We start from the raw sequence: 24775 nt of genomic DNA, 5'->3' as shown, positions 1-24775 counted from the left end.
ATAAAAGGAGGCCTTCCTTTCACAAAGTGTGAGAGGAAAGGCTTTTTTTATTTCTTGAGTGGGCAAAATCCACAAGCAAGTAAGCCAGGGATATCTTTTGAAAAACAGCAAGATTTACGGACAGGAACGTTAACTAAATTTGTAGGGCTTTGACCACCAGTATAGTCAGCCCACCAAGATTTTTGTGAAAAACGGGCCCAAGTTTTAGGGTTCTCTAAAGCCTCAATGTCTTCCATTGCCTGGTCTGCTAAGCCAGGGTTAGACAACAGTTGATGATAATGCCAAAGTAGATAACCAAAGAAATTTTCCCAAATGGTTAAAGGAGAGATGGATGTTACTTTGCGCAATTGCTGAACGATGACATGCCCATCATATAAAATTTTTTCAATCACAGATTGTCTTTCATCTTCATCCACGTAACGCCAATCATTAGGGTTCACAAACATGGCAACTGTAAAGCTATTGAATTCCTTGGCCGCATCAAAACGAATGTCAATTGGCTTTCCATCCCATACTTCATCATAGGCAGCAAGCATATATAGCTGCATTGCAAAAAACATACCATAGCGACGTGCAAAATGGGAAATAGCTGCGGTTTCCGTTGCCGCATCCGTAATACCCATCATAAGGTTTAAAAAATCGGGATGGTAAAAGTCTTTATGTATATCAGCTAATGTAAATAATGTTCGTTTTGGTTCTGTTGTATAAATACTGTAGGAATTCAGTTGTCTTACTTGATCCATCGTTAAAGCTGGCACTGTCATCACCTTTTCTTTTCAATCATTAACATCCATTATAAATTAATCATTTTTACTTCACAAATGGAATGCGATATAGTAAAATACATTAAACATATCTGAAAGGTAGGTTTTTAAATGTCATTGCCATATGCAATTCCAAGACCACTTGTACGACTCAATCAATGGACCATTTTGTTAAGTGTCATAGTGACATGGATAACAGGGCTTGCTTGGATATTAGTCATTCCTTTAGTCGCTAATTTACTTGGTGTTTTATGTAATTTTAATCCCATTATCCGATTGGGAAAACTGTTTTTGAAAAAAGCACCAGCTTCCTATATACCTGAAGACGGCCAACAACAAAAATTTAATTCTAGTATTGCTAGCATATGTTTAGCTGGAGGATTCGTTGGGTTTTTCTTTAACTGGCATGTAGTAGGGTATGTATTGACAACAATGGTAGCCATCGCTTCATCTGTTGCTATTGCTGGTTTTTGTATCGGTTGCTTTTTGCATTTTCAGCTAAAACAGTGGCAATACAGAAGGTCACTTAAGAAGGCATTGTAATTATTTGAAAAATTTTTAAGTTAATTTAAAGATAATAGTTGACAATTTAATTGATAATGATTATCATTATCAATGTAAAGATTATTCCTCCTCTACAAAATGAGTGTAGAGAGGGTGAACTTTAGCTACTTTTCTCCAGAAGTTTGCTAGTTCATAAAGCGCTCCTAAAACCCCCCTCATTTTTTGGGAACGTAAAATCTCTAGACGGCTTATTCCTATGATGAATGAGCCGTCCTTTTTATTTTTTAGCAGCACCCTCATATGTTATGAAGACTGTTCAGATGGGGAGGTGTGTTGGGCCACATTCTTTTTTTCAAGTACCATTGTATAGTAGCTATGTAACAACATACCGACAATAATAATACCAAGTCCAGCAAGGGCAATTGGATCAGGAAAGGCAATGTTAAGTAGTAGCACCTCACCAATAATGACAAATAGTATTTCGGTTGATTGGGTTGCTTCCACAGCGGCTAGTTTGCCTTGATGTTCGCGCACACGGTCTGTTGCGATAAAAAATAGAATGGTTGCAATGACACCAGAGCTAATCCCGACTAGTAATGATTGTAGAACTTGGTTTAGTGAAGGTAGACCAACCGTTAAAACAGCATATAGCGCCATGATAATCCATGCAGGCATGGAAGCGATAGTCATACCAAGCACACGCTGAAATGTATCAATACGTCCTCCGCATATTTCCATCATTTTTCGATTACCGAGTGGATAAGCAAAAGCAGCAATCACTACAGGTAAAATCCCTAGCAGTAGATTTTTAGTTGGGGCAGACTGTGCCTGTGGTACTTGAATAAGCAATATTCCAACTAGAATCACACATGAAATAAGTAAGGAAATTAACGGGATTTTCTGACGTACTGTTTTTCCAGCGATTACTGATACAAAAAGTGGAGCTAAAAGGACACCAGCAACGATTGTAAATTGCCATGTACCCGAAACGAGCCAACCTGGGCCGAATGCTGCAGCAAATGTAAGTGGTGCATAAAATAGTACAAATCCAACGAAGCTCCATAAAAGCCAAGCCCTTGGTTTGTTTTTCATTTCATTGGTAAGTGGTGAAAAGCCTTTACGATAAAAGACAATAGCTAGTAAAAACGGCAACATGAAAAAATAACGAAGTGGTGCACTCCAGAGCCAGCTACCACCTTGCATTTCCATCGCGTGATTTAAAATAAATGTCACCGCAAAAAAAAGTGAGGCTAAGATGCCTAATGCAATTTCTTTCATAATTCATCACCCTTAACTTTTATGTAGTTTGAAAATTCAGTCATTAATTTTGGCAGAAAAAGTAATATCTGAAGTTTAAGTAAAAATCCGCGTTGCCTCCTAAGAAAGTAAATGCACGACATTGCGTAAGCAGTGCTTATCGTGCCTTGCTCTTTGGGAGCCAAGCGGATTTTAGTATCTGAAAGACTTTTTACAAAGTCTTTCTTTTTTAATATTTCTTATTGCTCGAAGTAAAGTTAAACTTACTTGCCTTGTTGTTCAAATAGTTGCACGATTTCAAGAATAACTTGTGTTGCTTTTTCCATTGTTTCACCAGAGACATATTCGAATTTACCGTGCATGTTTTCCCCACCTGCAAAAATATTTGGTGTAGGTAAACCCATGTAGGAAAGTTGAGAACCATCAGTACCACCGCGAATCGGTAATGTATTCGGAGTAATATCTAATTTTTCCATTGCTTGACGGGCGATGTCAACAATTTCTTTTACAGGCTCGATTTTTTCACCCATATTATAGTATTGATCTTCGATAGAAATTGTCAGTGCATCTTTGCCAAACTGTGCTTGTATTTTGGCAGCAGCATCTCGCATTAATTGCTTTTTCTCTTCGAATTTTTGACGATCATGGTCACGTACAATATAAGAAAGCTCTGTATGTTCAATAGCTCCTTTGAAGTCCATTAAATGGATGAAGCCTTCATAACCTTCTGTTTTTTCAGGTACTGCATCTGTAGGCATTTCATTTTGGAAGGCAATTGCCATCGTGATAGAGTTGACCATTTTATTTTTCGCTGAACCTGGGTGTACACTCGTCCCTTTTGTTGTTACTTTAACGCCAGCAGCATTAAAGCTTTCAAATTGTAGCTCACCAAGTGGTCCGCCATCCATTGTGTAGGCATAGTCAGCGCCGAATGCAGCAACATCAAATTTATGTGGGCCCCGGCCAATTTCTTCATCAGGTGTGAAAGCTACACGAATTTTACCATGCTTAATAGCAGGGTTATTTATTAAGTATTCCATAGCAGTCATTATTTCAGCGATGCCAGCTTTATCGTCCGCACCTAGTAATGTTGTACCATCTGTTGTAATTAGCGTTTGGCCTACATAATTTTTTAGTTCAGGAAATTCAGTTGGAGACATGATTAAATTTTCGTTTAATTGAATGTCACCGCCATCGTAGTGATCGATGCGTTGAGGATTCACATTTGTACCAGTGAAGTCTGTAGCTGTATCCACATGCGCTAAAAAGCCAATTGTGGGAACTACTTTATCTGTATTTGCTTCAAGTGTTGCAAATAAATAGCCATTGTCATCTAGTGTAATGTCTGTTAAGCCGATTGCAGCCAATTCTTCCTTCAATACATGCAATAAATTAAATTGCTTTTGAGTGGAAGGAGTAGTTTCACTTGTGAAGTCGGATTGTGTATCGATTTTTGCGTAGCGAATTAATCGCTCGATTACTTGTTCTTTCATAGGTATATGCAGCCTCCTTTGTAGGTGTCTGGCACTCAAACAATTCTGAATTGTTTGAGTGCCAGGCACTTTCATTGTACCACTTTACTTCGGATTTCGGAATATTGAAGGATGCTCAATGCAATAAGTATTTGCGCACTATAATAGGTCATCATAATAACCTCATGCGCAAAAGGTAATGGCATGATAAACTTATTAATCGCTAAATAGGAATCGGATGCGATAAATAATAAAGCGCCAATAATAGCAAAGGGAGAACCTGTACGAATAGCCGTCCAGCCCATCGTTAAAATGATAGAAATATAAGCAAGAACTGCAAAAGTAAGTACGGTTTCTCCGGATTTAAATACGGTACTGGCAATCCAGATAGTCATTGCGGCACCATATAGAAGTAATCCGATTTTTGCCCAAGTTGGTACTGGCTGTTCACTAGTACCTGAAAAGGCGAAGATATAAAAAACATGACCGATTAAGAAACTTGTAAGACCAATAAGAAACCATTGTAATGTGTAGTCTCCTATCATACAAAAAACTAGACCTATAATAATGAATAGTTGATATTTTTTAATCGATTGTACTTTTTGGGTTATCGCCATAAAGATTATCAAAATCATCGGTATGACCTTGAATATCAGTTTTACATTTTGGTCAATATGCGAGAAGAAAAAAATATAATAAAGACCAAGCACAATGATACACGTTAACAACCATTTTTTCGCCAAATTTTTCAGCCCCTTTTCTTTGAAATTCTCTATCGATGCTTAAAATCCTTTATTCGTCATTAAGCTGTATTATTCAGAATTGTTTTACCGAAGAGTAGAAGGGAAGAAGTGTCCGTATAATTTATGTTTGAAACTTTTTTAGTATGTAACCGTAAATAAGAAGACAGTAAGTGAGGAGAGGGTGAACGAAATGACTAAGCTATTGATAGCTTCTGCAGTCATTGCAATTATTGCGAGTGTATTATTAACACCGTTAATAACGAAAAAGCGTGAAGATGGACAATCGAAAAAAGTAATTGGCTACTTTTTTATCGGAGTCTTTGTTATAGGATTTATTGCATCAGGTATTACGCTATATGTTACAAAAATTGATGTTAACTGGCTTGTCTTTTGGCCAGTGATTATACTACTCACTTTGAGTGGTGCATTTCTTGCAAGTGGTATTGAAAGAAAAGTGAAAGGTGGTTTATTTTTAGCAAGCTTATTCGTCGGCGTGTATGTATTGTCCGCACCGCTATGGAATGCTAACGATAAATTCAAATCCGCGGAAATGAAAGAAGAGGTTGAAATCAAGCCGTTTGATGAAACACAAACGCCAGCGAGTGTTCCACCAAAATTCGTCCGCAATAAAATGAAAAAAGCTTTCGGCCAAGTACCGAATACAAGCTATTATGAACTAGGACGCTTACAAATCCAAAAGGTAAATGGTGAATATGTTTATATTGCACCTGTTGAATTTTCAGGTTTCTTTAAATGGATGAACGGCAAAACGACACCTGGTTATTTTACAATGAGTGCGACAGACTCAGCGGATAACCCAAAATTTATCGCACAGGAAATGAAATATGTTCCTTCTGCCTATTTAAATGCTAATTTGGAGCGTCATATGCGCTTGCAACATCCTTTCCTTATTTTCTATGGGGATGTTCAGCTGGAAATCGATGATGACGGTAAACCGTACTATATCCGTTCCTACGGGGAGTTTATATCTGCTCGAAATGGCTTTGATGTACAAGGGATTGTCCTTGTAGATGCATTAACAGGTAAATCTGAAATTGTGAAATTAGCAGATGTTCCAGCATTTATTGATGGAGCTGTTTCACCTGAGACAGTAAGTTTACAAAATAGCTATTACGGAAAATATGTGCATGGTTACTGGAATAGTATGTTTGGCAAAAAAGATGTCAAATTACCTTCTGATGAAGGGACTGAATCGAATGTAAGTCCGATATTTAATGAGGAAGGCGAAATGTACTATTTCACAGACTTCACGAGTCCAAAAGAGGGCGTGGATTCAATGCTGGGCTATTCATTAACGAATGCACGAACTGGTGAAGCGACATATTATACAGGAAATCAAGATGCTTCATATATGGATTCACAAGGAAATCTACAAATTATTGAAAAGAAATTTATTGAGAAGAAGTGGGCAGGAGAAATGCCTGTATTGTATAACTTTTACGGGGAAGCAAGTTGGTTAACAGCAGTGCTCGATGCGAATGGCTTCTTACAAAATTATTTTATCGTTTCCGCAGCAAATCCTGAAATCTCAGCCTATGCAACAACACCAAAAGAGGCGTTGAAATTATATAAAACAGCGCTTAGTCGTGGAGGAAGTACGGTTGAAGGTAGTTCGAATGCAGAAGAGAAAAATGCAAGTGGAACAGTACTACGCGTTTATAAGGAACGCCTAGGTGACTTTACCATTGTATCGTTTTTACTGAATAATGGTGAAAACTATTCAGTAAGTGCAGAGACGGAGCCTCTTGCGATTTATTTACAAGAAGGTGACGAAGTAGTTATTACGTATGGTGAAACAGGAGAACAGTTTTTACCAGTACGCTCGCTAATTATTAAAGGGTTACAATAAACAAAAGACGATCAGCACAATGAATTTTGTTGGCTTGATCGTCTTTTTTATGTAGTTTGCGTTTCAATGTAACGGTGCATTTTTTCTTTATGATTTGTAAAAAGTGTAGAGGCATGATCATTTAATGCCAGTATCTCTTGAATATAACCATGTAACAAATTCGTTTCATATTCGAAAGAGAACGATGTTTCACTTTCTATAATATGCTCCAATAAAAGTGCGTGTAGCACAACCACTTCTAGGTTCTGCGTATTCGTGACAAATTTTAAATTTAAAATGGTTGTATAGGAAACGAATTGATCGACGTAGGCAATAGCTTCTTTGTATTGTTTGATATCAATATGTTGTTCTAGCCTCTTTCTTAAAAGTACACAGTCGTTATTTAAGTCTTGTATTTTTAAAAATAAACTTCTTACGCTTCTCTTATGTTGTTGTTCTAGGGTACGAGCAAGATGCTTATTAACATAAGACATTTTTGCATAACTCCTTTCGAGATAGGGTCCTTCTATTAATATTAATGAAAAGGTAGGAAAAGGAAAGAGTCTTTTCGTTTAATTTGTACCTGAATTTAACAGACCATTCAAGACAAAAATACTACATAAGCTATAAAAAAGGGTTCAAAATATAAAAAAAGTGGAGTTATTATCATACGATAGTAACTCCAAAAGAAAAAGTTATTTCCAATTAAAACCTTTCTGTGCTAAGAAGCGATTGATGAAAGGACGACGTTGTTCAATTAAAAAATCAGCCATTTGCTTTGTCCAGTTATCAATTTTACGATTGGAGGAGCGGCTATTGTAATAATCTTCCATTGTTTCATTGTAAGCTGGTAAAAGTTCCTCGTATTTATCACAATTGTACTCATTTTCATGTAGGACAGCAGCTACTGGTAAGCGAGGTTTGACTTCATTGCGTCGTGCAGGAACGCCAATTGTTAAACCAAACAATGGGAATACATAATCTGGTAGATTCAATAATTCGCTAATTTCCTCAGGCTTATTACGTACACCCCCAATATAGCAAATGCCATAGCCCATTGATTCAGCAGCAATCACAAAGTTTTGTGCGAATAACGAAACATCTGCTACACCAACGAGGACATTTTCAGCCGAGTCTGCCACAATATCAACACCTTCTAATTTCCCAGCCATTTGCAGACGTTTAAAGTCTACACAAAAGACAAAAGCACCACCCGAAGTTTCGTATTGACGTGGATTGCCAGAGAGCAAACCGAGCTGTTCTTTTTTCGCTTCGTCTGTTACCCAAATTACGCTATAGGCTTGTACAAAGTGAGAGGTTGCCGCCATCTGTGCTGTGGCAATTAAATCTTCAATAATTTCTTTAGAAATAGGATTTCCATCGTAAATACGAACTGAAGAGTGGTTACGCAATAATTCTTTCACCATTTAAAAATTCTCCTTTTCCCCTTAAATATACCAAGAGCATATCACGCTTTTTCGCTAAAATCGAATAAACTTCAATAAAAAAACTTAAAATCATTTATAAAAAACTATTTTTAAATAATTTGAGCTAGGACAAAAATACCTCGTAAAGTAAAATATATTGTTAGATATAGCTTAAATGTTCTCTTTAGTGTAAAATTATGTATGGCGACAGATTATTTATCTACTGTATTTTGACATTTGTGGGTGTACGGATGTATAGGACAAATAATCTAGTTGAAGCAATTAAATGTGGGATGGAGGAATAAGGAATGGATGAAAAGTTAGCAAAAAAGCTTCGTAATGAACAGTTACGAAACAAAGTTGTAACAGCAGAAGAAGCAGCATCTTGGATTAAGGACGGCATGGTACTTGGTATGAGCGGATTTACACGTGCAGGCGATGTGAAAGTGGTACCGCTTGCACTTGTGGAGAAAGCGAAAACAGAAAGCTTCAAAGTAGATGTATATACAGGTGCATCACTTGGACCAGAAGTCGACCAATACTTAGCCGAAGCGGGTGTAATTCGCAAACGTGGTCCTTTCCAAGGAGACCCAGGTATCCGAAATATGATCAATAGTGGAGAAGTCACTTATGTTGATGCCCATTTATCACATAATGCGGAACTAGTACGCCAAGGTATTATTGGTCCGATTGACTTTGCTATTATTGAAGCTGCTGCAATTACAGAAGATGGCTTATTAATTCCTACAACTTCAGTTGGTAACTCTCCGATTTTCGTACAAGAAGCAGATCAAGTAATCATCGAGCTAAACGTAGCCCAGCTTGATGCATTAGAGGGTGTGCATGATATTTTTGTACCAGGACCACAAGGTAAACGTGATCCAATTCCAATGCTAAATGCGTCAGATCGTCTTGGCACAATTGGCATTCCACTAGACTTAGACAAAGTAAAAGGTATTGTTATTTCAGATATTTTAGATGCGCCATCAACAATTGTTCCAGCTGATGAAGAAACAGATATTATGGCAAATCATTTGCTGAACTTCCTGCGCGAAGAGATTAAAGTAGGTCGTTTAACAACAAGTTTACGCCCGTTACAATCAGGTGTAGGCTCAGTAGCAAATGCTGTATTACTAGGTTTCAAAGATTCCGAGTTTGAGAATTTAGAAGTTTATTCAGAAGTACTGCAAGATGCTGTTTTTGAATTAATGGATGCTGGAAAAGTAAGCTTTGCATCTGCTACTTCTATTACCCTATCGGAAGAGGTAGGAAACCGTGTTTATGGAAATTTTGAAAAATATGCTGATAAATTAGTATTACGTCCACAGGAAATTTCTAATCATCCGGAAATTATCCGTCGACTCGGTTTAATTTCTGTAAATACAGCGCTTGAGCTAGATATTTATGGTAATGTAAATTCAACTCATGTTTCTGGCACACGAATGATGAATGGGATTGGTGGTTCTGGTGATTTTGCTCGTAATGCACGGTTAGGTATTTTTGTGACGAAATCGTATGCAAAAGGCGGTAAAATTTCTAGTATCGTACCAATGGTTTCGCATGTAGACCATACAGAACATGATGTAGATATTATTGTCACAGAACAAGGTGTTGCAGACTTGCGTGGTTTAGCACCGAAAGAGCGTGTAGGACGTATTATTGAAAACTGTGCGCATCCAGATTATAAGGAACAATTATGGGCGTACTTTAACGAAGCGAACGAGGCAACAGGCGGCCACCATACACCACATATTTTAGAAAAAGCGCTTTCTTGGCATGTCAATTTAGCTAAGAACGGTACAATGCAAGATCCATCATTTGCAAAATAATGATATAAAAAAGCCTTGAGAGTTTGTTTGTTGTCTCTCAAGGCTTTAATTTGTTTAAGTTTATTTTTTAAAGGCAGATGTTACTTTAGGCTCTGTCCCTTGGATAAGCCGTTTAATATTTTCAATATGCAACATAAGCGCGATACCAAAAAGAACAATTGCAATCATTGTTGGTCCAATACCAGGTATCCATAAGTAAGTTGCTGTACAAAAAACAATATAAAATACAAGCACACCAATGATTAAATAATTTGTTGTTAAAGATAAAATGACAAATAACATAAGTGCAAATAATGCAATTTTCCAATCAATAGCGAGCAATATGCCTATGATTGATGCAGTTCCTTTACCGCCTTTGAAGCCCATATGGAACGGGAAGTTATGACCTAGTATTACACTAGCAGCTATAGCATAGGTTAATAACCACATTTGTACTTCAGTAAATTGTGAAGCATTGGAGGTAAAGTAGTAAAGTGCGCATAGTACGGCAGCAACGCCTTTACCTATATCTATAAGTGCTACTAATATGCCGTATTTCCATCCAAGAGAAAGCGTTGCGTTTGAGGCACCCGCATTGCCATGGCCAGTCTTTTTTAAATCTACTCCAGATAGAAACTGTGCCACTTTAGAGCCATGAATACAGCCGATTAGATAACCAATAATAATAAAAATAATCATGGCTTTTACCATAAAAATACTCCTTTCAAACTACATTTTTATATAGTGTATGTGTTCTTATTACGTAAAGGAGCAGACAGAAGTTTCAGAAAAAAATAAATTTTACTGTTGACAGAAAAAAAGTCTATGTTTATACTGTGTAACAACGATGGAAATTGAATCACATACTCTTATCAAGAGCGGCGGAGGGATAGGCCCTATGATGCCCGGCAACCAGCGAGTGACGAACTTGCTAAGGTGCTAATTCCTACAGATTCTTACTTGGATCTGGCAGATAAGGGGAGGAAAACTTGCAACCGCAACCCTCTTCTTAACTGAAGGGGGTTTTTGTTTTCTCACATAAATCCTCCTCATCTCCGGTACCATCGTAAAAACCCATTTAGGAGGAAGAAAACATGTCGAATTTTAAACCAGAAACTTTACTATTACACGGTGGCCAAGAGCCAGACCCAGTGACAGGCTCTCGAACTGTACCGGTGTACCGTTCTACAGCTTTCGTATTTAAAGACACTGCTCATGCGCAACGTCTTTTCGCATTAGAAGAAGCGGGCAATATTTATACACGTATTACAAACCCAACTGTAGATGTTTTTGAAAAACGTGTCGCTTTATTGGAGGGCGGTACAGCAGCAGTAGCACTTTCATCAGGTGCAGCAGCTATCGCATTTTCAATTTTAAATCTTGCAGGAGCAGGGGATGAAATCGTAGCAGCAAGTTCTTTATACGGAGGAACATATAACTTATTAGCAAATACACTACCAAACTACGGTATTAAAACAATTTTCGTAGATGAAACAAATCCTGAAAATTTCCGATCTGCCATTAATGAAAAGACAAAAGCAGTGTTCGCTGAAATTTACGGAAACCCAAGCTTAAAAGTGCTAGATGTAGAGGCAGTAGCTACAATTGCACATGACAACGGTTTACCTTTAATTATTGATAGCACTTTTGCTTCACCATATGGCTCAACACCAATCGACTTCGGTGCAGATATCGTCGTTCACTCAGCGACAAAATGGATTGGCGGTCACGGTACAACTTTAGGTGGTGTAGTTGTGGATGCGGGGAAATTTGATTGGACTCAAGGTAGATTCCCAGGATTTACAGAACCTGATGCATCTTATCATGGATTACGATACGGTATTGATACGGCAGCGGCTGCATTTGCCACAAAACTGCGCGTGCAATTACTACGTGATTTTGGACCAACATTAAGTGCAGATGCTGCATTTAACTTATTACAAGGTTTAGAAACGCTTCATTTGCGTATTCCTAAACATAATGAAAATGCATTAGCAGTTGCAGAATATTTACGTAACCACCCATCTGTGGAGTATGTAAACTATAATGGATTAGAAGATTTTGCTACACATGATTTAGCGAAGAAATATTTGAAAAATGGCTTCGGTTCAGTGCTTACATTTGGCATTAAAGGTGGACGAGAAGCAGGCCGTCAATTAATAGACAGCGTAAAATTATTTTCACACGTAGCAAATGTAGGCGATGCAAAATCACTAATTATTCACCCAGCGTCTACAACTCATCAACAGTTATCTGCTGAGGAATTAATCCAAACTGGCGTTTCCGAGTCGCTCATTCGCTTATCAATCGGTTTAGAGGCAGTTGAGGATATTATTGCAGATTTAGAACAAGCTATTGCGCAAGTAACAACTACTGAACAAAAAGTAGAAGCATAACCTATTTAGATAAACAAAGATGTATGTTGTAGCGTTTACGTATTTTCTCATTCGAAAAGCCTCATTTGGTAATGCGTATAACGTTGCTACATTAATCCTTACCTCATTTGGTGAGTTTTCAGAAATTTTTTATAAATAATACCTAGTAATTTTATAAGTATTGTTGACTTAGTTAATGCCATGCTGTATACTAGGGATTAAGTAAAACGTTCGAAAGGCTACCAACCTTGAACAAAGTGTTGATGTTACTAAACTTTCACCGCCATTCATTAGGCGAAAACAACTAACTTGTTTTCATAAGTGCTCCCCCACTTTTGAATATATACATGAAAGGGGGTAGCTACATAGCCAGTAGCTACTCTCGCTTTCCATAACTGATCGAAAAAGGAGTGTTATCAATGGCAAATATTTATCGTGCACAAAATGTAACTGCTTATCTTATATATGAATTAAATGAAAGCCATCATTTTGTAAATAATATGGCCATTCAATACTTACTTTCGACAGTTGAATCAAAATGGCAACAAACCTTTGGACATAGTGCTTTTGAAGAAATCGTATATGCTAAAGAAGAAGGCTATACTGTAAAAGAAGTTTTTGAAGAGTATAAAGTTCATGGTACAGACCATATCGCGCTACCTGCGACAGAGTATTACTTACAATATGGGTCATTTCAACTAATTGAGCGCACATATGCCATACCGAACTTTACACAGGAAGAAATCAAACTAGTACAATCAGCTTTAGCACAATATCGTTATCGATTATTTTTACTAGCAAGTTAACTTTCCCTTATATTTTTTAGCTCATTCTCTACTGCTATAGGGAATGAGCTTTTTGTTGTGCTAAGTTATTTGTTGAATTTGTTTCGACTTTTCAAGACAGCCATTCTATAGGTAGTATCTTCGTACATATATAATAGAAGAAAGGCATTTTTTTTATAAAAGAATCGTCAATATTTGTTCAAAAATTATAGATTTATAAAAAAAACGTATAATAAAGGCAATGAAACCGATTTCTTTTGCACGCCTAGAGAAAACAAATGTCCATCCTAGAAAGATTTTTCTTGTGCAATGGATTTATTTGCGTTACAATTTTCTTTAGGTTAAATTTTGAATTATTTGAATATGTGCTTGTAGGCACAAACTTTATATAGAGAGAAAACTGGAGAAATGTACGTTGGAGGGAATCAAGTATGGCAACTATAAAGGCAGCGATCTTAGGATTTGGAACTGTAGGTCAAGGGATTTATCATATTTTAAATGAAAAGCGTGAAGAGCTAAAACATAAATTAGGCATTGAGTTAGAAGTAGCAAAAATATTAGTAACGGATGCTAGTCGTGAACGTGTTCCGGGCACAGCTCACTTAATGACAACGAGTATGGATGAAGTGTTGGCAGAGCCTGGCATGCAAGTTGTATTCGAAGCGATTGTCAATGAAGAGCCGGCATTTGGCTATTTAAAGCGTGCGGTTGAACATAAATGTCATGTGATTACAGCGAACAAAGTGATGTTTGCCAAACGTGGCTTAGAGTTACAGGAGCTTGCAAAGGCAAATGGTGTTTTCGTTGGCTTTGAAGCAACTACAGCAGGTGGTGTGCCTGTTATCAAAACGATGAAAAATATTTTGCTTGTAAACGATGTGAGTCGAATTCAAGGTATTTTGAATGGTACTTCAAACTATATTTTAACAAAAATGCGTGCTCAAGGCTGGTCCTTCGAGAAAGCCTTAAAAGAAGCACAAAACTTAGGATATGCAGAAGCAGATCCTTATAATGATGTGTCTGGTCAAGATGCTTTTAAAAAGCTAATGATTTTAAGTGCATTAGCATTTGGTGAACAACCAGATTGGGCTGATGTTGAAGTAATTGGTATTGACTGTATCTCTGCTGAACAGGTGAAAGATGCTTGTGAAAAAGGCTTACGTTATCGCCATGTAGCCGAAGTGGAGAAATTAGCGAACGGTAAAGTGGTGGCAAAAGTCGGGCCACAACTAGTAGATAAAGAGCATCCACTTTATCCAGTAGATGATGTTAATAATGCGGTTGCGCTAGAAACAAACTATATTGGTACATTAACATTGGTAGGACCAGGTGCAGGCATGTATCCAACAGCAAGCGTGATGGTGGAAGACTACGCTGAAATTATCGGAAAACGCGCTGGGTTCGTTGTAAGTATTTAAGTATGTGGTGCCAGTCACTCAAACAATTTTGAATTGTTTGGGTGACTGGCACTTTTAGTCTTTAGTCTTCATCTTTAACGTCGATATCTTCAGGAATGGGTGTGTTACGCCAAATTTCAATTTCTTCTTTTATCCGTTCTAGTTGTTCAAAATAGGTGCTAAATTGTGCATTGTTAATTAGTAATTGATGACCATCATATATGGAACGGATGCGTCCTTCATAAACAAGTCGTAGTACTTGCTCCTCTGGCATGCCAAGATCAATGGCTGTTTCTTCAATAGTTTTATACATAAGCGGTCGCTCCTTTTGATGTACCTATTATACCTTCTCTCGAATGGAAAGCATAATGATGGATTAATGTAAGGAAAGGAAATTGGGAATTGTTTGATTTTGGATAAATCTGTATAGTTAGTAGTAATCGTGTTATAGGCAGGAGGGATAAGCAATGGTCTATCCATATTTTTTTGTTCTTCTAGCAGCTATTTTATGGGGAATGACAGGGACAGCACAAACTTTTTTAGATAAAGGTGTATCTCCCATCGCTGTAGCGACGATTCGTTCAGCAATTGGAGGGGGGGTATTATTTGTCGTAGCCGTGTTATTACGTAAAATCTCTTTTCGGACATGGTCCTGGAAATGGACAATATTAGCGGCCGCAAGTATTGCCTTATTCCAAGGTCTTTTTTTTACTTCCATCCGTTTAACAGGTGTAGCGATTGGAACCGTTGTGACAATTGGGAGTGCTCCTATGTTTTCAGGCGTACTAGAGTGGTTATTTTGGAAAACGCGCCCCTCTAAAATATGGGATATTGCCACAATCATGACGATTACAGGTTGTATTTTATTATTCATCAATAGTGGTGATCGTGCTATTCATTTAGGCGGGGTTGGGCTAGCCGTTTGTGCAGGATTATCTTTTGCCGTGTACACAAATATGAGTAAACAATTAATGGCGCAGCAGGAAGCATTGCCTGCAGTGGCGATGACATTTTCGATTTGTGCAGTATTGTTATTACCGTTTTCTATCAGTAGTGGCTTTAGCTGGCTTGCAGAGATGCAAAATTTATGGACAATGATTTTTATGGGCGTTATGTGTACAAGCATAGCGTATTTATTATTTTTAAGTGGGCTCCAGAAAATTAGCTCGTCCTCTGCTGTAACGTTGTCACTTGCAGAGCCATTGACTGCCGCTATGCTCGGGGTATTGCTAGTTGGAGAACATCTAAGTTCAACATCTTGGGTAGGTGTAGCCATGTTGCTTGGAGGAATTGTGGTTCTAACATTGACTGGAAGAAAAAATAAATAAGGATGAACAATAGGTAAAAGCTTAAGAAATTCTTCATTTTTATCCTAGTTGGTTTTTAAGATTTAAACTGTACACTATTAATTGAGAGCGAGGTGTATATCATGACGAAGTTAACAGTTCTTGTAACAGATGATGATCAAGATATTCGTGATGGTATTGAAATTTACTTAAAAAATGAAGGCTATCATGTTATTAAGGCAGCAGATGGTGTGGAAGCGATTGAAAAGCTGGAAAACAATGAAGTCCATTTGATTATTTTAGATATTATGATGCCCAATATGGATGGTATCACTGCAACGTTTAAAATACGAGCAGAACGCAATATTCCAATTATTATGCTTAGTGCGAAAGCTGAAGATGGAGACAAGATTCATGGGTTATCTGTTGGGGCAGATGACTACGTAACAAAGCCATTTCATCCACTAGAGCTGTTGGCGCGTGTTAAATCACAATTGCGTCGTTATGTACAACTTGGGACGTATCATGACGGGGTTGCGAAGGTGGAAATTGATGGTTTAGTGCTAGATGAAGATGCCAAGGAAGTAGTGTTAGAAGGCGAACCAGTTCGCTTAACACCCATTGAATACAAAATTACAGAATTATTAATGAAAAATGCAGGGCGTGTGTTTTCGATTCGAGAAATTTATGAACGTGTCTGGAATGAGGAAGCTTATAATGCAGAAAATATTGTAGCAGTCCACATTCGAAAAATACGGGAAAAAATTGAAGCGGATCCGAAAAATCCACGTTACTTAAAGGTGGTGTGGGGCGTTGGCTATAAAATGGAAAAATAAAATAGAAAAGTATGCCACGATAGCAGGGTTTGTGGCAGGTGTAATCGGTCTAATTTATTTCGGTATTTATGCCTATCAAATGGTCAATGCTCGCTCCTCCGAAATGCTACAGTTTTTTGAAAAAATTTTTTAGAGGAGCGTTAAAAACATGATGAAAAATTGGAAACCTCTTCTTACAATTATTTGTTTAACGTGGTTTATATTCGGTGTGTTTACATTTTCAAAAATTGGTTATCAGTATGTAGGGAAATCTTATTTTCAATCTGAAAAATTTCAACATGAACTGGACAATTTCCTAGCAGAAATAGGACCGCTCGCGTTAAATATACCAACCGCAGAGGAATTGAAGAGCAAGATTACAGTTTCGCAAAATGAAATTGAGGAACATCGAAATTATTATGGCTCACTCGGCACGCAAATCGACAATATAAAAAGTCAATATGAGTCTCGTATTCAAGAAGCAGCTGATAATAATGCCAATGATTTAAAGACAAAGCTTGAAAATGAGCAAGATGCCAAAATAAAAGATATTACGAAAAACTTTGAAGATGATGAATATGTTCGTAAGAAAATTGTGGCGCAAAAGGGCGCGCTTATTGATAAATATATAAAATCTGTAAAAGATGAAGCAAAAGATTTCGCGAAAAATTATAATTATTTTTCTTATGAATTAACAGATGAAAATGGTGAAACCTATCGTTCAGGAAATATTACTGACAGTAATGTATACAAAAAAACATATATAGAACCGCCAATAAGAACAGGAAGTATTAGTAACAATTCAAGTAATTTATTATACGGTTCAGATGTATACATCGAATCCGACGTATTAAATGAAATGACTGATTACACTGGGACGATTACGATTTCTAAAAAAGCAGCCCAATCCGCAGCAATTATGGAAGGCTATGACCGATTTAAACGCAATCAATATATGTTCTTTATGATTTGGATATCAAGTCTTATCGCGGCATTCTTTGCTTGGAAAGGGCGGAAAGAATTGCTGCCAACGATTGGGGCACTAAAAGAAAAAGAATCTCTAGCGAAGTTTCGCATTGATATCCAAATTGTCATATTGTTTATTACAGGTTGTATCTATTGGTTTTCTTCATATGCTGCATTTGAAGCAATTGAATATATGTATCAATACAATTATGTGCGTTTTTTAATTGACTTTGCTTTTAAAGCATTGATTTTGATCATTATTGGTGTTGCGTTTTTCGTGCAAGTTATTTGGTTATATGGTCGCGTTAATACTGTTGAAAAGCTAAGTGAACATGCACAAGACAGTTATTTATGGGGAATTGGAGAATCCATGACTGATTTATTTTTAAATCGATCAATCGCACTAAACTCGATTGTCATGGTCGCAGCTGCCTTTTTTGGTGGTGGTAGTTTTGTTGCGAGTGTTTCTATGGGCGGAGGATTTCCGGTTATGGTATTCGGCATCTGTGGGATTGTTGGTATCCCAGCAATGGTTGTCTTCCTATCTAAAATGGGCTATTTAAATCGCATTATGAAAGATACAAAGGATATGGCAGAAGGGCGACTTAATCGAGATGTAAAAGTGAAGGGGAAATCCCCATTAGCAGCTCATGCCGAAAATCTTAATCACTTACGTGAAGGTGTTCGTACATCAATGCATGAGCAGGCAAAGAGTGAACGCTTAAAAACAGAGCTTATTACAAACGTTAGCCATGATTTACGTACGCCTTTAACTTCAATCATTACGTATACGGATTTATTGAAAAATCCAGATATTACGGACGAGGAGCGTAAGCAGTATATTCATATTCTCGATAAAAAATCAGACCGTTTAAAAGTGCTAATCGAGGATTTGTTTGAAGTATCCAAAATGGCGAGTGGCAATATTGAGCTCCATCGAAGTCGTGTGGATGTCACACAGCTTGTACAGCAAGCAGTTGGAGAGCATGAAGAGGATTTATCACAGGCACGCTTAGACTTACGTATGACAATGCCGAATGAGCCGATTTACGCTTATGTGGACGGGCAAAAATGGTGGAGATTGATTGATAATTTAATCGTCAATGTATTGAAATATGCATTAGAAGGTACACGTGTCTATGTTACGTTAAAAAGAGTGGCAAATGGTGATGCTGAATTCACGGTGAAAAATGTTGCGAAATATGAAATAAGCGAAAATGCTGATGAATTGTTTGAACGCTTTAAGCGAGCTGATGCATCGCGTCATACAGAAGGCTCAGGCTTAGGTTTAGCCATTGCGCAATCTATTGTTGATTTGCACGGAGCGCGTATGAGTATAGAAGTAGATGGAGATTTATTTAAAGTAATTGTACGAATTCCAGCAGTATAAAAAAGCAGCGGCATATCTATTTGCCGCTGCTTAAATTTTGGTAAAGCGTTGATTTCCGTTCCAAGCGCTCCCTTTCCGCAGGCACTGCGTCAACTAATTTTTGTAGTATCCGCCACAAAAAATGGATTTTCAGCTCGTGCTGTTCCTGAAGGAGTGTCGCACCTTCCACTCCAATCAACTAGTAAACTTGCTAGTTATCCTATCCTCCTCCTATGCTAAAAAATGTTACGGTGACATTAAACTCCCTCCCCTTCAAAGCGTCTGCGATAAGAAATACTTTGGAGAAATACGTTGCCAAAGGAGCTGTGTTGGTAAAATATCCACTCATATGAGAGAAGCTTTATTGATTATAGTGAAGGATTGCTCGACGTGTGTTAGTGAGGGGTGCGCCTTACGCTGAACGGAAAGCACCACCAAAGCGGACAACAACGGCATAGCAAAAAAAGTGTTAGATTGACTAAAGCAATCTAACACTTTTTCCTTTTGTCCTAGTCACATTGGCTCGGAGCGACAATGCTTTTATAAGCCTATATTTTTGGCAATTATCATTTTCATTACTTCATTTGTGCCTGCGTAGATTGACATTACGGGTATATCACGATAACGTCTTGCAATTTTATATTCTTCCATATAGCCATAGCCACCGTGTAACTGCATACATTGGGCTGCTATGTCGCGTGCATTTTCGGTAATCCAGTATTTCGCCATAGAGACCTTTGTCACAACATCTTGACCCGCAATATGCTCTTCAATTAAGGATTCTAAAAAAGTTTTGCCAAGTTCTATTTTAGTGGCCATTTCAGCAATTTTAAATTGCGTATTTTGGAAGTCACTAATGGATTTTCCAAAAGCTTGACGTGATTTCACATAATCAACCGTCAAAGCAAGCATATCTTCTGCTGCTGATTGGGCAGCAATTGCAACAGCTAGACGCTCTTGTTGGAGCTTTTCCATCATATAGGTGAAGCCTTTTCCTTCCTCCCCGAGTAAATTTTCTACTGGGACACGGCAATCTTCAAAAAATAGTTCAGCTGTATCTTGTGCATGCATCCCTACTTTTTCAAGTTTGCGTCCCTTTGTAAAGCCTGGTGTTTCTTCCTCAATCACGATAAGGCTAATACCTCGATGCTTTTTCTCTGCATGAGGATTTGTTTTTACGGCAACCACCACTAAATTTGCATGAATACCATTTGTGATAAAAGTCTTTTGACCATTGACAATAAAATAATCGCCATCGCGAATAGCCGTTGTTTGGATATTGGCTAAATCGGAGCCTGTTCCTGGTTCAGTCATAGCAATCGCAGTAATCGTCTCGCCTGTTACACATTTTGGAAGCCAACGCGATTTTTGCGCAGCGCTTCCATATGCCTCGATATACGGCACAACGATATCATTATGCAAACCGACACCAATCAGGCTTGAACCTACGCGTTCTAACTCCTCTTGAATAATAACACCAAAGCTGAAATCTAACCCGAGGCCCCCGTACGCTTCTTCAACTTGAGGACATAAATAACCTAATTGTCCGAGCTTGTGCCAAAACTCTAGTGGAATAAGGTGATCTTTTTCCCATTGATCATAGTGTACCTCTGCTTCTTCAGCTAAAAACTTACGTAATGTTTTACGGAATAACTCATGCTCAGTTGATTCAAATTTGTACTTCCCCATTGAGACAACACCCCTTTATTAGCTCGTTTATGCAAAAATTTTCTAGTACATCTATAATGTTACTGAAATACAGTGCAAAATAAAAGTGCTTTTAAAAATACGATTCTTATATGGAATGCTATAATCACAATGAATATATGAAAGAAGAGGACTACTATATGGCAAAAATTGTTGTAGGATTTGTTGTTATAAGTATATATAGCGCTTTAACTTTCTATTTGGGCTGGGGCATCAAGCAATGGCTTGACGCAATGAATTGGTTTCACTATCCCATTTTTTATTGGCTCATACTTTATATTGTTTCTTTTAGCATTATTATCGGCAGGCTACATGAGTCTTTACGCGTATTTTCAGTTATCGGTAACTATTGGATGTTTATATTTGAATATGGCTTGTTATTATGTTTAACTGTACAGCTTGTAATGTGGCTAACGCCATTTCATAATATTCGCATAATTGGTAGTTTAGCAGTTGCTATGTTCTTTATATTATGGGTTTTCGGTTCTTATTTTGCATACTCTCCAGTTGTCCGGCATTTAAATATTGTAATGCCTCAAAAGGATAGTGAGCTATCCTCGATGCGTGTTGTCGTTGCATCGGATTTTCATTTAGGCGTGCTATCAAACAAAAAGCATTTACAACGTTTTGTTAAGTTATCAAATGAAGCGGAGCCAGATGTGGTTTTTTTAGCAGGAGATATTGTGGATGATGATCCAAAATGGTTTGTTCAAGAGGGAATGGCTGAAGTAATGAAACAGCTAACAGCGACTTATGGTGTGTACGGAGTACTTGGTAATCACGAATATTACGGAAAGAAAATTCCCGAATTTGTAGAAGAAATGAAAAAAGCTGGTGTTAAAATTTTGCGAGATGAAACAATTCGAGTGAACAATGCGTTTATAATAACAGGCCAAGAAGATAAAACGAATAAAGAAAGGAAACATCTTGAAGCTTTGAAATTGAGCGACCAGTTGCCTTGGTTTGTTATGAATCATACACCAGATGATTTGACAACACCTGCGCGTACAGGGGTAGACCTTCATATGTCTGGACATACGCATAAAGGGCAGCTATGGCCGAATCAGTATATTACGGCACGTGTATTTGAACTAGATTATGGTTATAAGCTGAAGGGACAAATGCATACACTTGTTTCATCGGGCTTTGGATTTTGGGGACCACCAATGCGCATCGGCAGTCGCTCTGAGCTATGGGTAGTTGATATTACTTTTCAGTAAAAGAGGTAGTATAAGAAAAAGGAGTAGCTTATAATAAGTTGGTGTGCGCAAAAATCGCTTAAAGCTAAGTCTTTCAAATATCGTGGGCACAAAAGAATGTAGTCTAGGTGATTGTCAATGGAACGTACACAGAGCCTTTTTATCATTTGTGGCATTTCTTTATGTTGCGGAAGCTCTGATTCCCCCGCGTAGAACAAAAGTAGAATAACGTTAAAAGGTAAGGTGACAATGTGGAGATAATAGAATTATTAAAGGCACTTATTTTAGGCTTTGTCGAAGGAATGACAGAGTTTGCACCAGTATCATCTACAGGTCATATGATTATTGTCGATGATATGTGGTTGAAGACAGAAGAGTTTTTAGGAAAGTATCCAGCTAATACGTTTAAAATTGTTGTTCAGCTAGGGTCAATTTTAGCGGTTATCGTGGTCATGTGGAAGCGTATGCTAAGTCTAGTTGGTCTCTATAATATTGATGGACAGTCAAAATCGATGACGGGTCGTTTTAACTTAATGCACGTGATTGTTGGTATGTTACCAGCAGTAGTGCTAGGTTTTGCTTTTAAAGATTTTATTGATGACCATTTATTTAAAGTAGAGCATGTTATTTATGCATTAGTTGCAGGGTCAATTTTAATGATTGCGGCTGATAAATTGGCTCCAAGAAGACCAAAAGTTAATTCATTAGATGAGATTTCTTATGGCATGGCGTTTAAAGTTGGTTTAGTACAGTGCTTATCGTTATGGCCAGGATTCTCTCGTTCAGGTGCAACAATTTCAGGTGGGGTTCTTTTTGGGATTAGTCACCGTGTAGCTGCTGATTTTACATTTATTATGGCAGTTCCTATAATGGCAGGTGCCAGTCTTGTATCAGTATTGAAAAACTGGGATACGCTTTCAATGGATTATTTAGGGTTTTATGTAGTTGGTTTTATCAGTTCATTTGTATTCGCATTATTATCCATTAAGTTTTTCTTGGCACTTATTTCAAAAGTAAAACTAATGCCATTTGCAATCTATCGTTTAGTGTTAGCAGCAATTCTTAGTGTTATTATATTTATGTAATTAAAAAGTCACTCATTTGTCACAACAATGAGTGGCTTTTTTTTGATTTTACAACTTTTTATTTAGAATAAGTACTACTTAAACATTATTATTGTCAAATTGATAATAATAAATATAAAAGTTATTAGGTATATGGATATATAAAAAGGGTGAAATTAGTGTAAAATCGTGGTATAGTAGATAAAATTTACCGAACTATTGTAACTATTATTACATACACTTTATAATCAATAATAGAAAAGATCATAATACTTATTTTAGCTAATAGGTTTTAACATTTAAAAAGAATAGACATAATATTTTAATTTATGGGGTGGAGAGATGTTTCAATTTAGAAATAGACCTAAGCAAAATACAATTGTTATGAATGATGTGTCAAATACAGGTGTAATTATTCAAGATCAGGAACGTTTGCTACAGTTACACCTTGTCAATCTCACAAAACAGGACTTGCAGTTAATAAAAAGTTTAAAGCCTTATATCGAACAAAATGTTGTGGATATTGTTGAAACATTTTATAAGGCTGTTGAGAGTGTACCGACTTTACGGGATGTTATTCAAAAGTACAGTTCGAGTGAACGCCTTCGCCAAACACTTCGCCACCATATAATTGAAATGTTTGAAGGAAGAATAGATAATGCCTTTATAGAAAAAAGGCGAAATGTAGGCAAAATGCATGTAAAGATTAACTTATATCCCAAATGGTATTTAGCTGCGTTTCAAAACTTAGAAAAATCTTTGCGCAAGACTGTTTATAATTTATATTTGTCTAAAGAAGAAGAAGAGAAGTATTGTGATGCAGTAAGTAAAATGTGTAATTTCGAACAACAGATTGTACTAGAAGAATATAATAACTACTCCAATTCTTTAATAGAAGAGCAACGAATGAGTGTACGGACACATGTAAAGGATATAGTGGGTGGGATTTCGACGCAATTAGAGGCACAGTCACATGATACAAATGAGTCAGTAATGGAGCTTATTTCTAGCACAAAGCAAGTGAATGCATACTTAAAAGAAAGTATCGATGAGGCTAAAATGATGCAAAAGGTTTCATCTGAAGGCTATTCGAAAATCGTATTGTTAAATGAGCAAACAGGCAAAATCAATGATAAAACGATTGAAATGGCAATGATGGTGGAGGAACTCAATCATTCCTCTTCAAAAATAAATAATGTTATTGAAATGGTCAAAAACATTTCTGGACAAACCAATTTACTAGCATTGAATTCAGCAATTGAAGCTGCAAGAGCTGGAGAACATGGAAAAGGTTTTGCAGTTGTCGCAGATGAGGTGCGTAAGCTGGCAGACCAAACGAAAGAATCTGTAGAGCAAATTGCGGAGTTAATCGGTATGTCCAATGGGATTACAAAACACGTTGTACAAGCCATTCAAGAAATTCAAGTGCTTGTTAATAATAGTATCGAGCAAAACTTGAATTCATTAAAAGCCTTTGACGCAATATCCGGCTCGGTGGAAGGCTCTATTGTCAACTTTCAAAATGTCGGAAGTCAAATAACGGAATTGGCGATTGTCATTGAATCCATTGGAGAATCTTCCGAGGAATTAGAACGAGTTGCGAGTCGTCTAGATACGACCATTAAAGATTTCTAACGGAACACGTAGCATTTTGCTGCACGTTTAAAGTAGCACAATCACCGCATTTTACTACAATTAACAATTGGATATAAAATTCATTTTCTATAAAAAAGCATAAACATGACTAAAGGTATTAAGTTCAACTACTTGATGCCTTTTAATATTATTTTGAGCTAGGTACAACAAAAGGGATTTTTTTGCCTAGAACTGTCGGAATTTAGATGGGATATTTTTGAAGCAAACGGATAGAATGCCTGAACAGAAGGATAGATTTACTAAAAAGAAGGATGGAATGAAAAAGTAATAAAACGCTTTTTAAAAAGGGATTTAGTGGGGAAAATCAATGTAAAAGCTTGCTTGTGACCTTC

The 24775-nt window shown here is 37.2% G+C and carries 22 protein-coding genes and 1 riboswitch; of the genes, 13 read left to right on the top strand and 9 right to left on the bottom strand.

Going from position 1 to position 24775, the window contains the following annotated elements:
- Positions 1–47 precede the first annotated feature (47 nt).
- Positions 48–758 (bottom strand): Fe-S oxidoreductase, encoded by a 711-nt coding sequence (locus FC748_RS15370; protein WP_024362730.1) that lies wholly within the window; start codon positions 756–758, stop codon positions 48–50.
- Between the two features lie 117 nt (positions 759–875).
- Between FC748_RS15370 and FC748_RS15365 the strand changes: the two genes are divergently transcribed.
- Positions 876–1307, top strand: coding sequence for a DUF4395 domain-containing protein (locus FC748_RS15365; RefSeq protein ID WP_024362731.1), 432 nt, complete (start codon positions 876–878; stop codon positions 1305–1307).
- A gap of 264 nt (positions 1308–1571) precedes the next feature.
- Here the strand turns inward: FC748_RS15365 and FC748_RS15360 are convergent, their stop codons facing one another.
- From FC748_RS15360 to FC748_RS15350, 3 genes are all read right to left on the bottom strand, one after another.
- Complete coding sequence (locus FC748_RS15360; RefSeq protein ID WP_108030683.1) at positions 1572–2546, bottom strand: DMT family transporter; 975 nt, start codon at positions 2544–2546, stop codon at positions 1572–1574.
- Positions 2547–2788: 242 nt separating this feature from the next.
- Positions 2789–4018, bottom strand: coding sequence for a peptidase T (pepT, locus tag FC748_RS15355; RefSeq protein WP_024362733.1), 1230 nt, complete (start codon positions 4016–4018; stop codon positions 2789–2791).
- A gap of 71 nt (positions 4019–4089) precedes the next feature.
- Complete coding sequence (locus FC748_RS15350) at positions 4090–4740, bottom strand: lysoplasmalogenase (protein WP_024362734.1); 651 nt, start codon at positions 4738–4740, stop codon at positions 4090–4092.
- A 190-nt stretch (positions 4741–4930) separates the two neighbouring features.
- Here FC748_RS15350 and FC748_RS15345 point away from each other — a divergent pair, with 190 nt between their 5' ends.
- Positions 4931–6610 carry a hypothetical protein gene (locus FC748_RS15345; RefSeq protein WP_024362735.1) on the top strand — a complete coding sequence of 560 codons (1680 nt, stop codon included), beginning with the start codon at positions 4931–4933 and terminating at the stop codon, positions 6608–6610.
- 47 nt (positions 6611–6657) lie between these two features.
- On the opposite strand, the gene FC748_RS15340 is transcribed toward FC748_RS15345, so the two are convergent.
- The gene (locus FC748_RS15340) at positions 6658–7083 is read right to left on the bottom strand and encodes a hypothetical protein (RefSeq protein WP_025218501.1); all 426 of its coding nucleotides are present in this window, start codon (positions 7081–7083) and stop codon (positions 6658–6660) included.
- A 201-nt stretch (positions 7084–7284) separates the two neighbouring features.
- Positions 7285–8016, bottom strand: coding sequence for a class II chromate reductase ChrR (gene chrR, locus FC748_RS15335; RefSeq protein WP_108030682.1), 732 nt, complete (start codon positions 8014–8016; stop codon positions 7285–7287).
- Between the two features lie 308 nt (positions 8017–8324).
- On the opposite strand from chrR, the gene FC748_RS15330 reads away from it, so the two are divergent.
- On the top strand, positions 8325–9845 hold the full coding sequence (locus FC748_RS15330; protein ID WP_024362738.1) for a succinyl-CoA:acetate CoA-transferase ScpC: 1521 nt from the start codon (positions 8325–8327) through the stop codon (positions 9843–9845).
- Between the two features lie 60 nt (positions 9846–9905).
- Here the strand turns inward: FC748_RS15330 and FC748_RS15325 are convergent, their stop codons facing one another.
- Entirely contained in the window at positions 9906–10535 is a 630-nt protein-coding gene (locus FC748_RS15325; RefSeq protein ID WP_024362739.1) for a glycerol-3-phosphate acyltransferase, read from the bottom strand.
- A gap of 155 nt (positions 10536–10690) precedes the next feature.
- A riboswitch (SAM riboswitch) is annotated at positions 10691–10804 on the top strand.
- A gap of 114 nt (positions 10805–10918) precedes the next feature.
- On the opposite strand from FC748_RS15325, the gene FC748_RS15320 reads away from it, so the two are divergent.
- From FC748_RS15320 to FC748_RS15310, 3 genes are all read left to right on the top strand, one after another.
- Positions 10919–12220, top strand: a complete 1302-nt coding sequence (locus tag FC748_RS15320; protein ID WP_024362740.1) for an O-acetylhomoserine aminocarboxypropyltransferase/cysteine synthase family protein — start codon at positions 10919–10921, stop codon at positions 12218–12220.
- Positions 12221–12618: 398 nt separating this feature from the next.
- Entirely contained in the window at positions 12619–13005 is a 387-nt protein-coding gene (locus FC748_RS15315; protein WP_024362741.1) for a hypothetical protein, read from the top strand.
- A 410-nt stretch (positions 13006–13415) separates the two neighbouring features.
- Positions 13416–14402: a homoserine dehydrogenase family protein gene (locus tag FC748_RS15310; protein ID WP_024362742.1), complete on the top strand. Its 987-nt coding sequence runs from the start codon at positions 13416–13418 to the stop codon at positions 14400–14402.
- Positions 14403–14463: 61 nt separating this feature from the next.
- Here the strand turns inward: FC748_RS15310 and FC748_RS15305 are convergent, their stop codons facing one another.
- Positions 14464–14694, bottom strand: a complete 231-nt coding sequence (locus FC748_RS15305; RefSeq protein ID WP_108030681.1) for a MerR family transcriptional regulator — start codon at positions 14692–14694, stop codon at positions 14464–14466.
- A gap of 154 nt (positions 14695–14848) precedes the next feature.
- On the opposite strand from FC748_RS15305, the gene FC748_RS15300 reads away from it, so the two are divergent.
- The 4 genes from FC748_RS15300 (at position 14849) to FC748_RS15290 (ending at position 18838) form a co-directional block, all read left to right on the top strand.
- The gene (locus tag FC748_RS15300) at positions 14849–15709 is read left to right on the top strand and encodes a DMT family transporter (protein WP_108030680.1); all 861 of its coding nucleotides are present in this window, start codon (positions 14849–14851) and stop codon (positions 15707–15709) included.
- A gap of 101 nt (positions 15710–15810) precedes the next feature.
- The gene (locus tag FC748_RS15295; protein WP_024362745.1) at positions 15811–16503 is read left to right on the top strand and encodes a response regulator transcription factor; all 693 of its coding nucleotides are present in this window, start codon (positions 15811–15813) and stop codon (positions 16501–16503) included.
- A complete protein-coding gene (locus FC748_RS22135; RefSeq protein ID WP_162832719.1) occupies positions 16481–16636 on the top strand; it encodes a hypothetical protein in 156 nt (51 codons plus the stop codon). The genes FC748_RS15295 and FC748_RS22135 overlap by 23 nt, the downstream gene beginning before the upstream one ends.
- A 15-nt stretch (positions 16637–16651) precedes the next feature.
- Positions 16652–18838 (top strand): MFS domain-containing histidine kinase, encoded by a 2187-nt coding sequence (locus tag FC748_RS15290; RefSeq protein WP_108030679.1) that lies wholly within the window; start codon positions 16652–16654, stop codon positions 18836–18838.
- 519 nt (positions 18839–19357) lie between these two features.
- Here FC748_RS15290 and FC748_RS15285 read toward each other — a convergent pair.
- Positions 19358–20506 carry an acyl-CoA dehydrogenase family protein gene (locus FC748_RS15285; RefSeq protein ID WP_108030678.1) on the bottom strand — a complete coding sequence of 383 codons (1149 nt, stop codon included), beginning with the start codon at positions 20504–20506 and terminating at the stop codon, positions 19358–19360.
- A gap of 158 nt (positions 20507–20664) precedes the next feature.
- Here FC748_RS15285 and FC748_RS15280 point away from each other — a divergent pair, with 158 nt between their 5' ends.
- The 3 genes from FC748_RS15280 (at position 20665) to FC748_RS15270 (ending at position 24422) form a co-directional block, all read left to right on the top strand.
- Positions 20665–21744 carry a metallophosphoesterase gene (locus FC748_RS15280; protein ID WP_108030677.1) on the top strand — a complete coding sequence of 360 codons (1080 nt, stop codon included), beginning with the start codon at positions 20665–20667 and terminating at the stop codon, positions 21742–21744.
- 230 nt (positions 21745–21974) lie between these two features.
- On the top strand, positions 21975–22808 hold the full coding sequence (locus FC748_RS15275) for an undecaprenyl-diphosphate phosphatase (protein WP_024362749.1): 834 nt from the start codon (positions 21975–21977) through the stop codon (positions 22806–22808).
- A 321-nt stretch (positions 22809–23129) separates the two neighbouring features.
- A complete protein-coding gene (locus tag FC748_RS15270; RefSeq protein WP_108030676.1) occupies positions 23130–24422 on the top strand; it encodes a globin-coupled sensor protein in 1293 nt (430 codons plus the stop codon).
- The last annotated feature ends 353 nt before the right edge of the window (positions 24423–24775 follow it).

Source organism: Lysinibacillus sphaericus (genome assembly GCF_005217585.1).
Lineage (GTDB): Bacteria > Bacillota > Bacilli > Bacillales_A > Planococcaceae > Lysinibacillus > Lysinibacillus sphaericus.
Note: the sequence above shows the minus strand (reverse complement) of the source record. Positions and strands in the feature narration are given on the sequence as shown.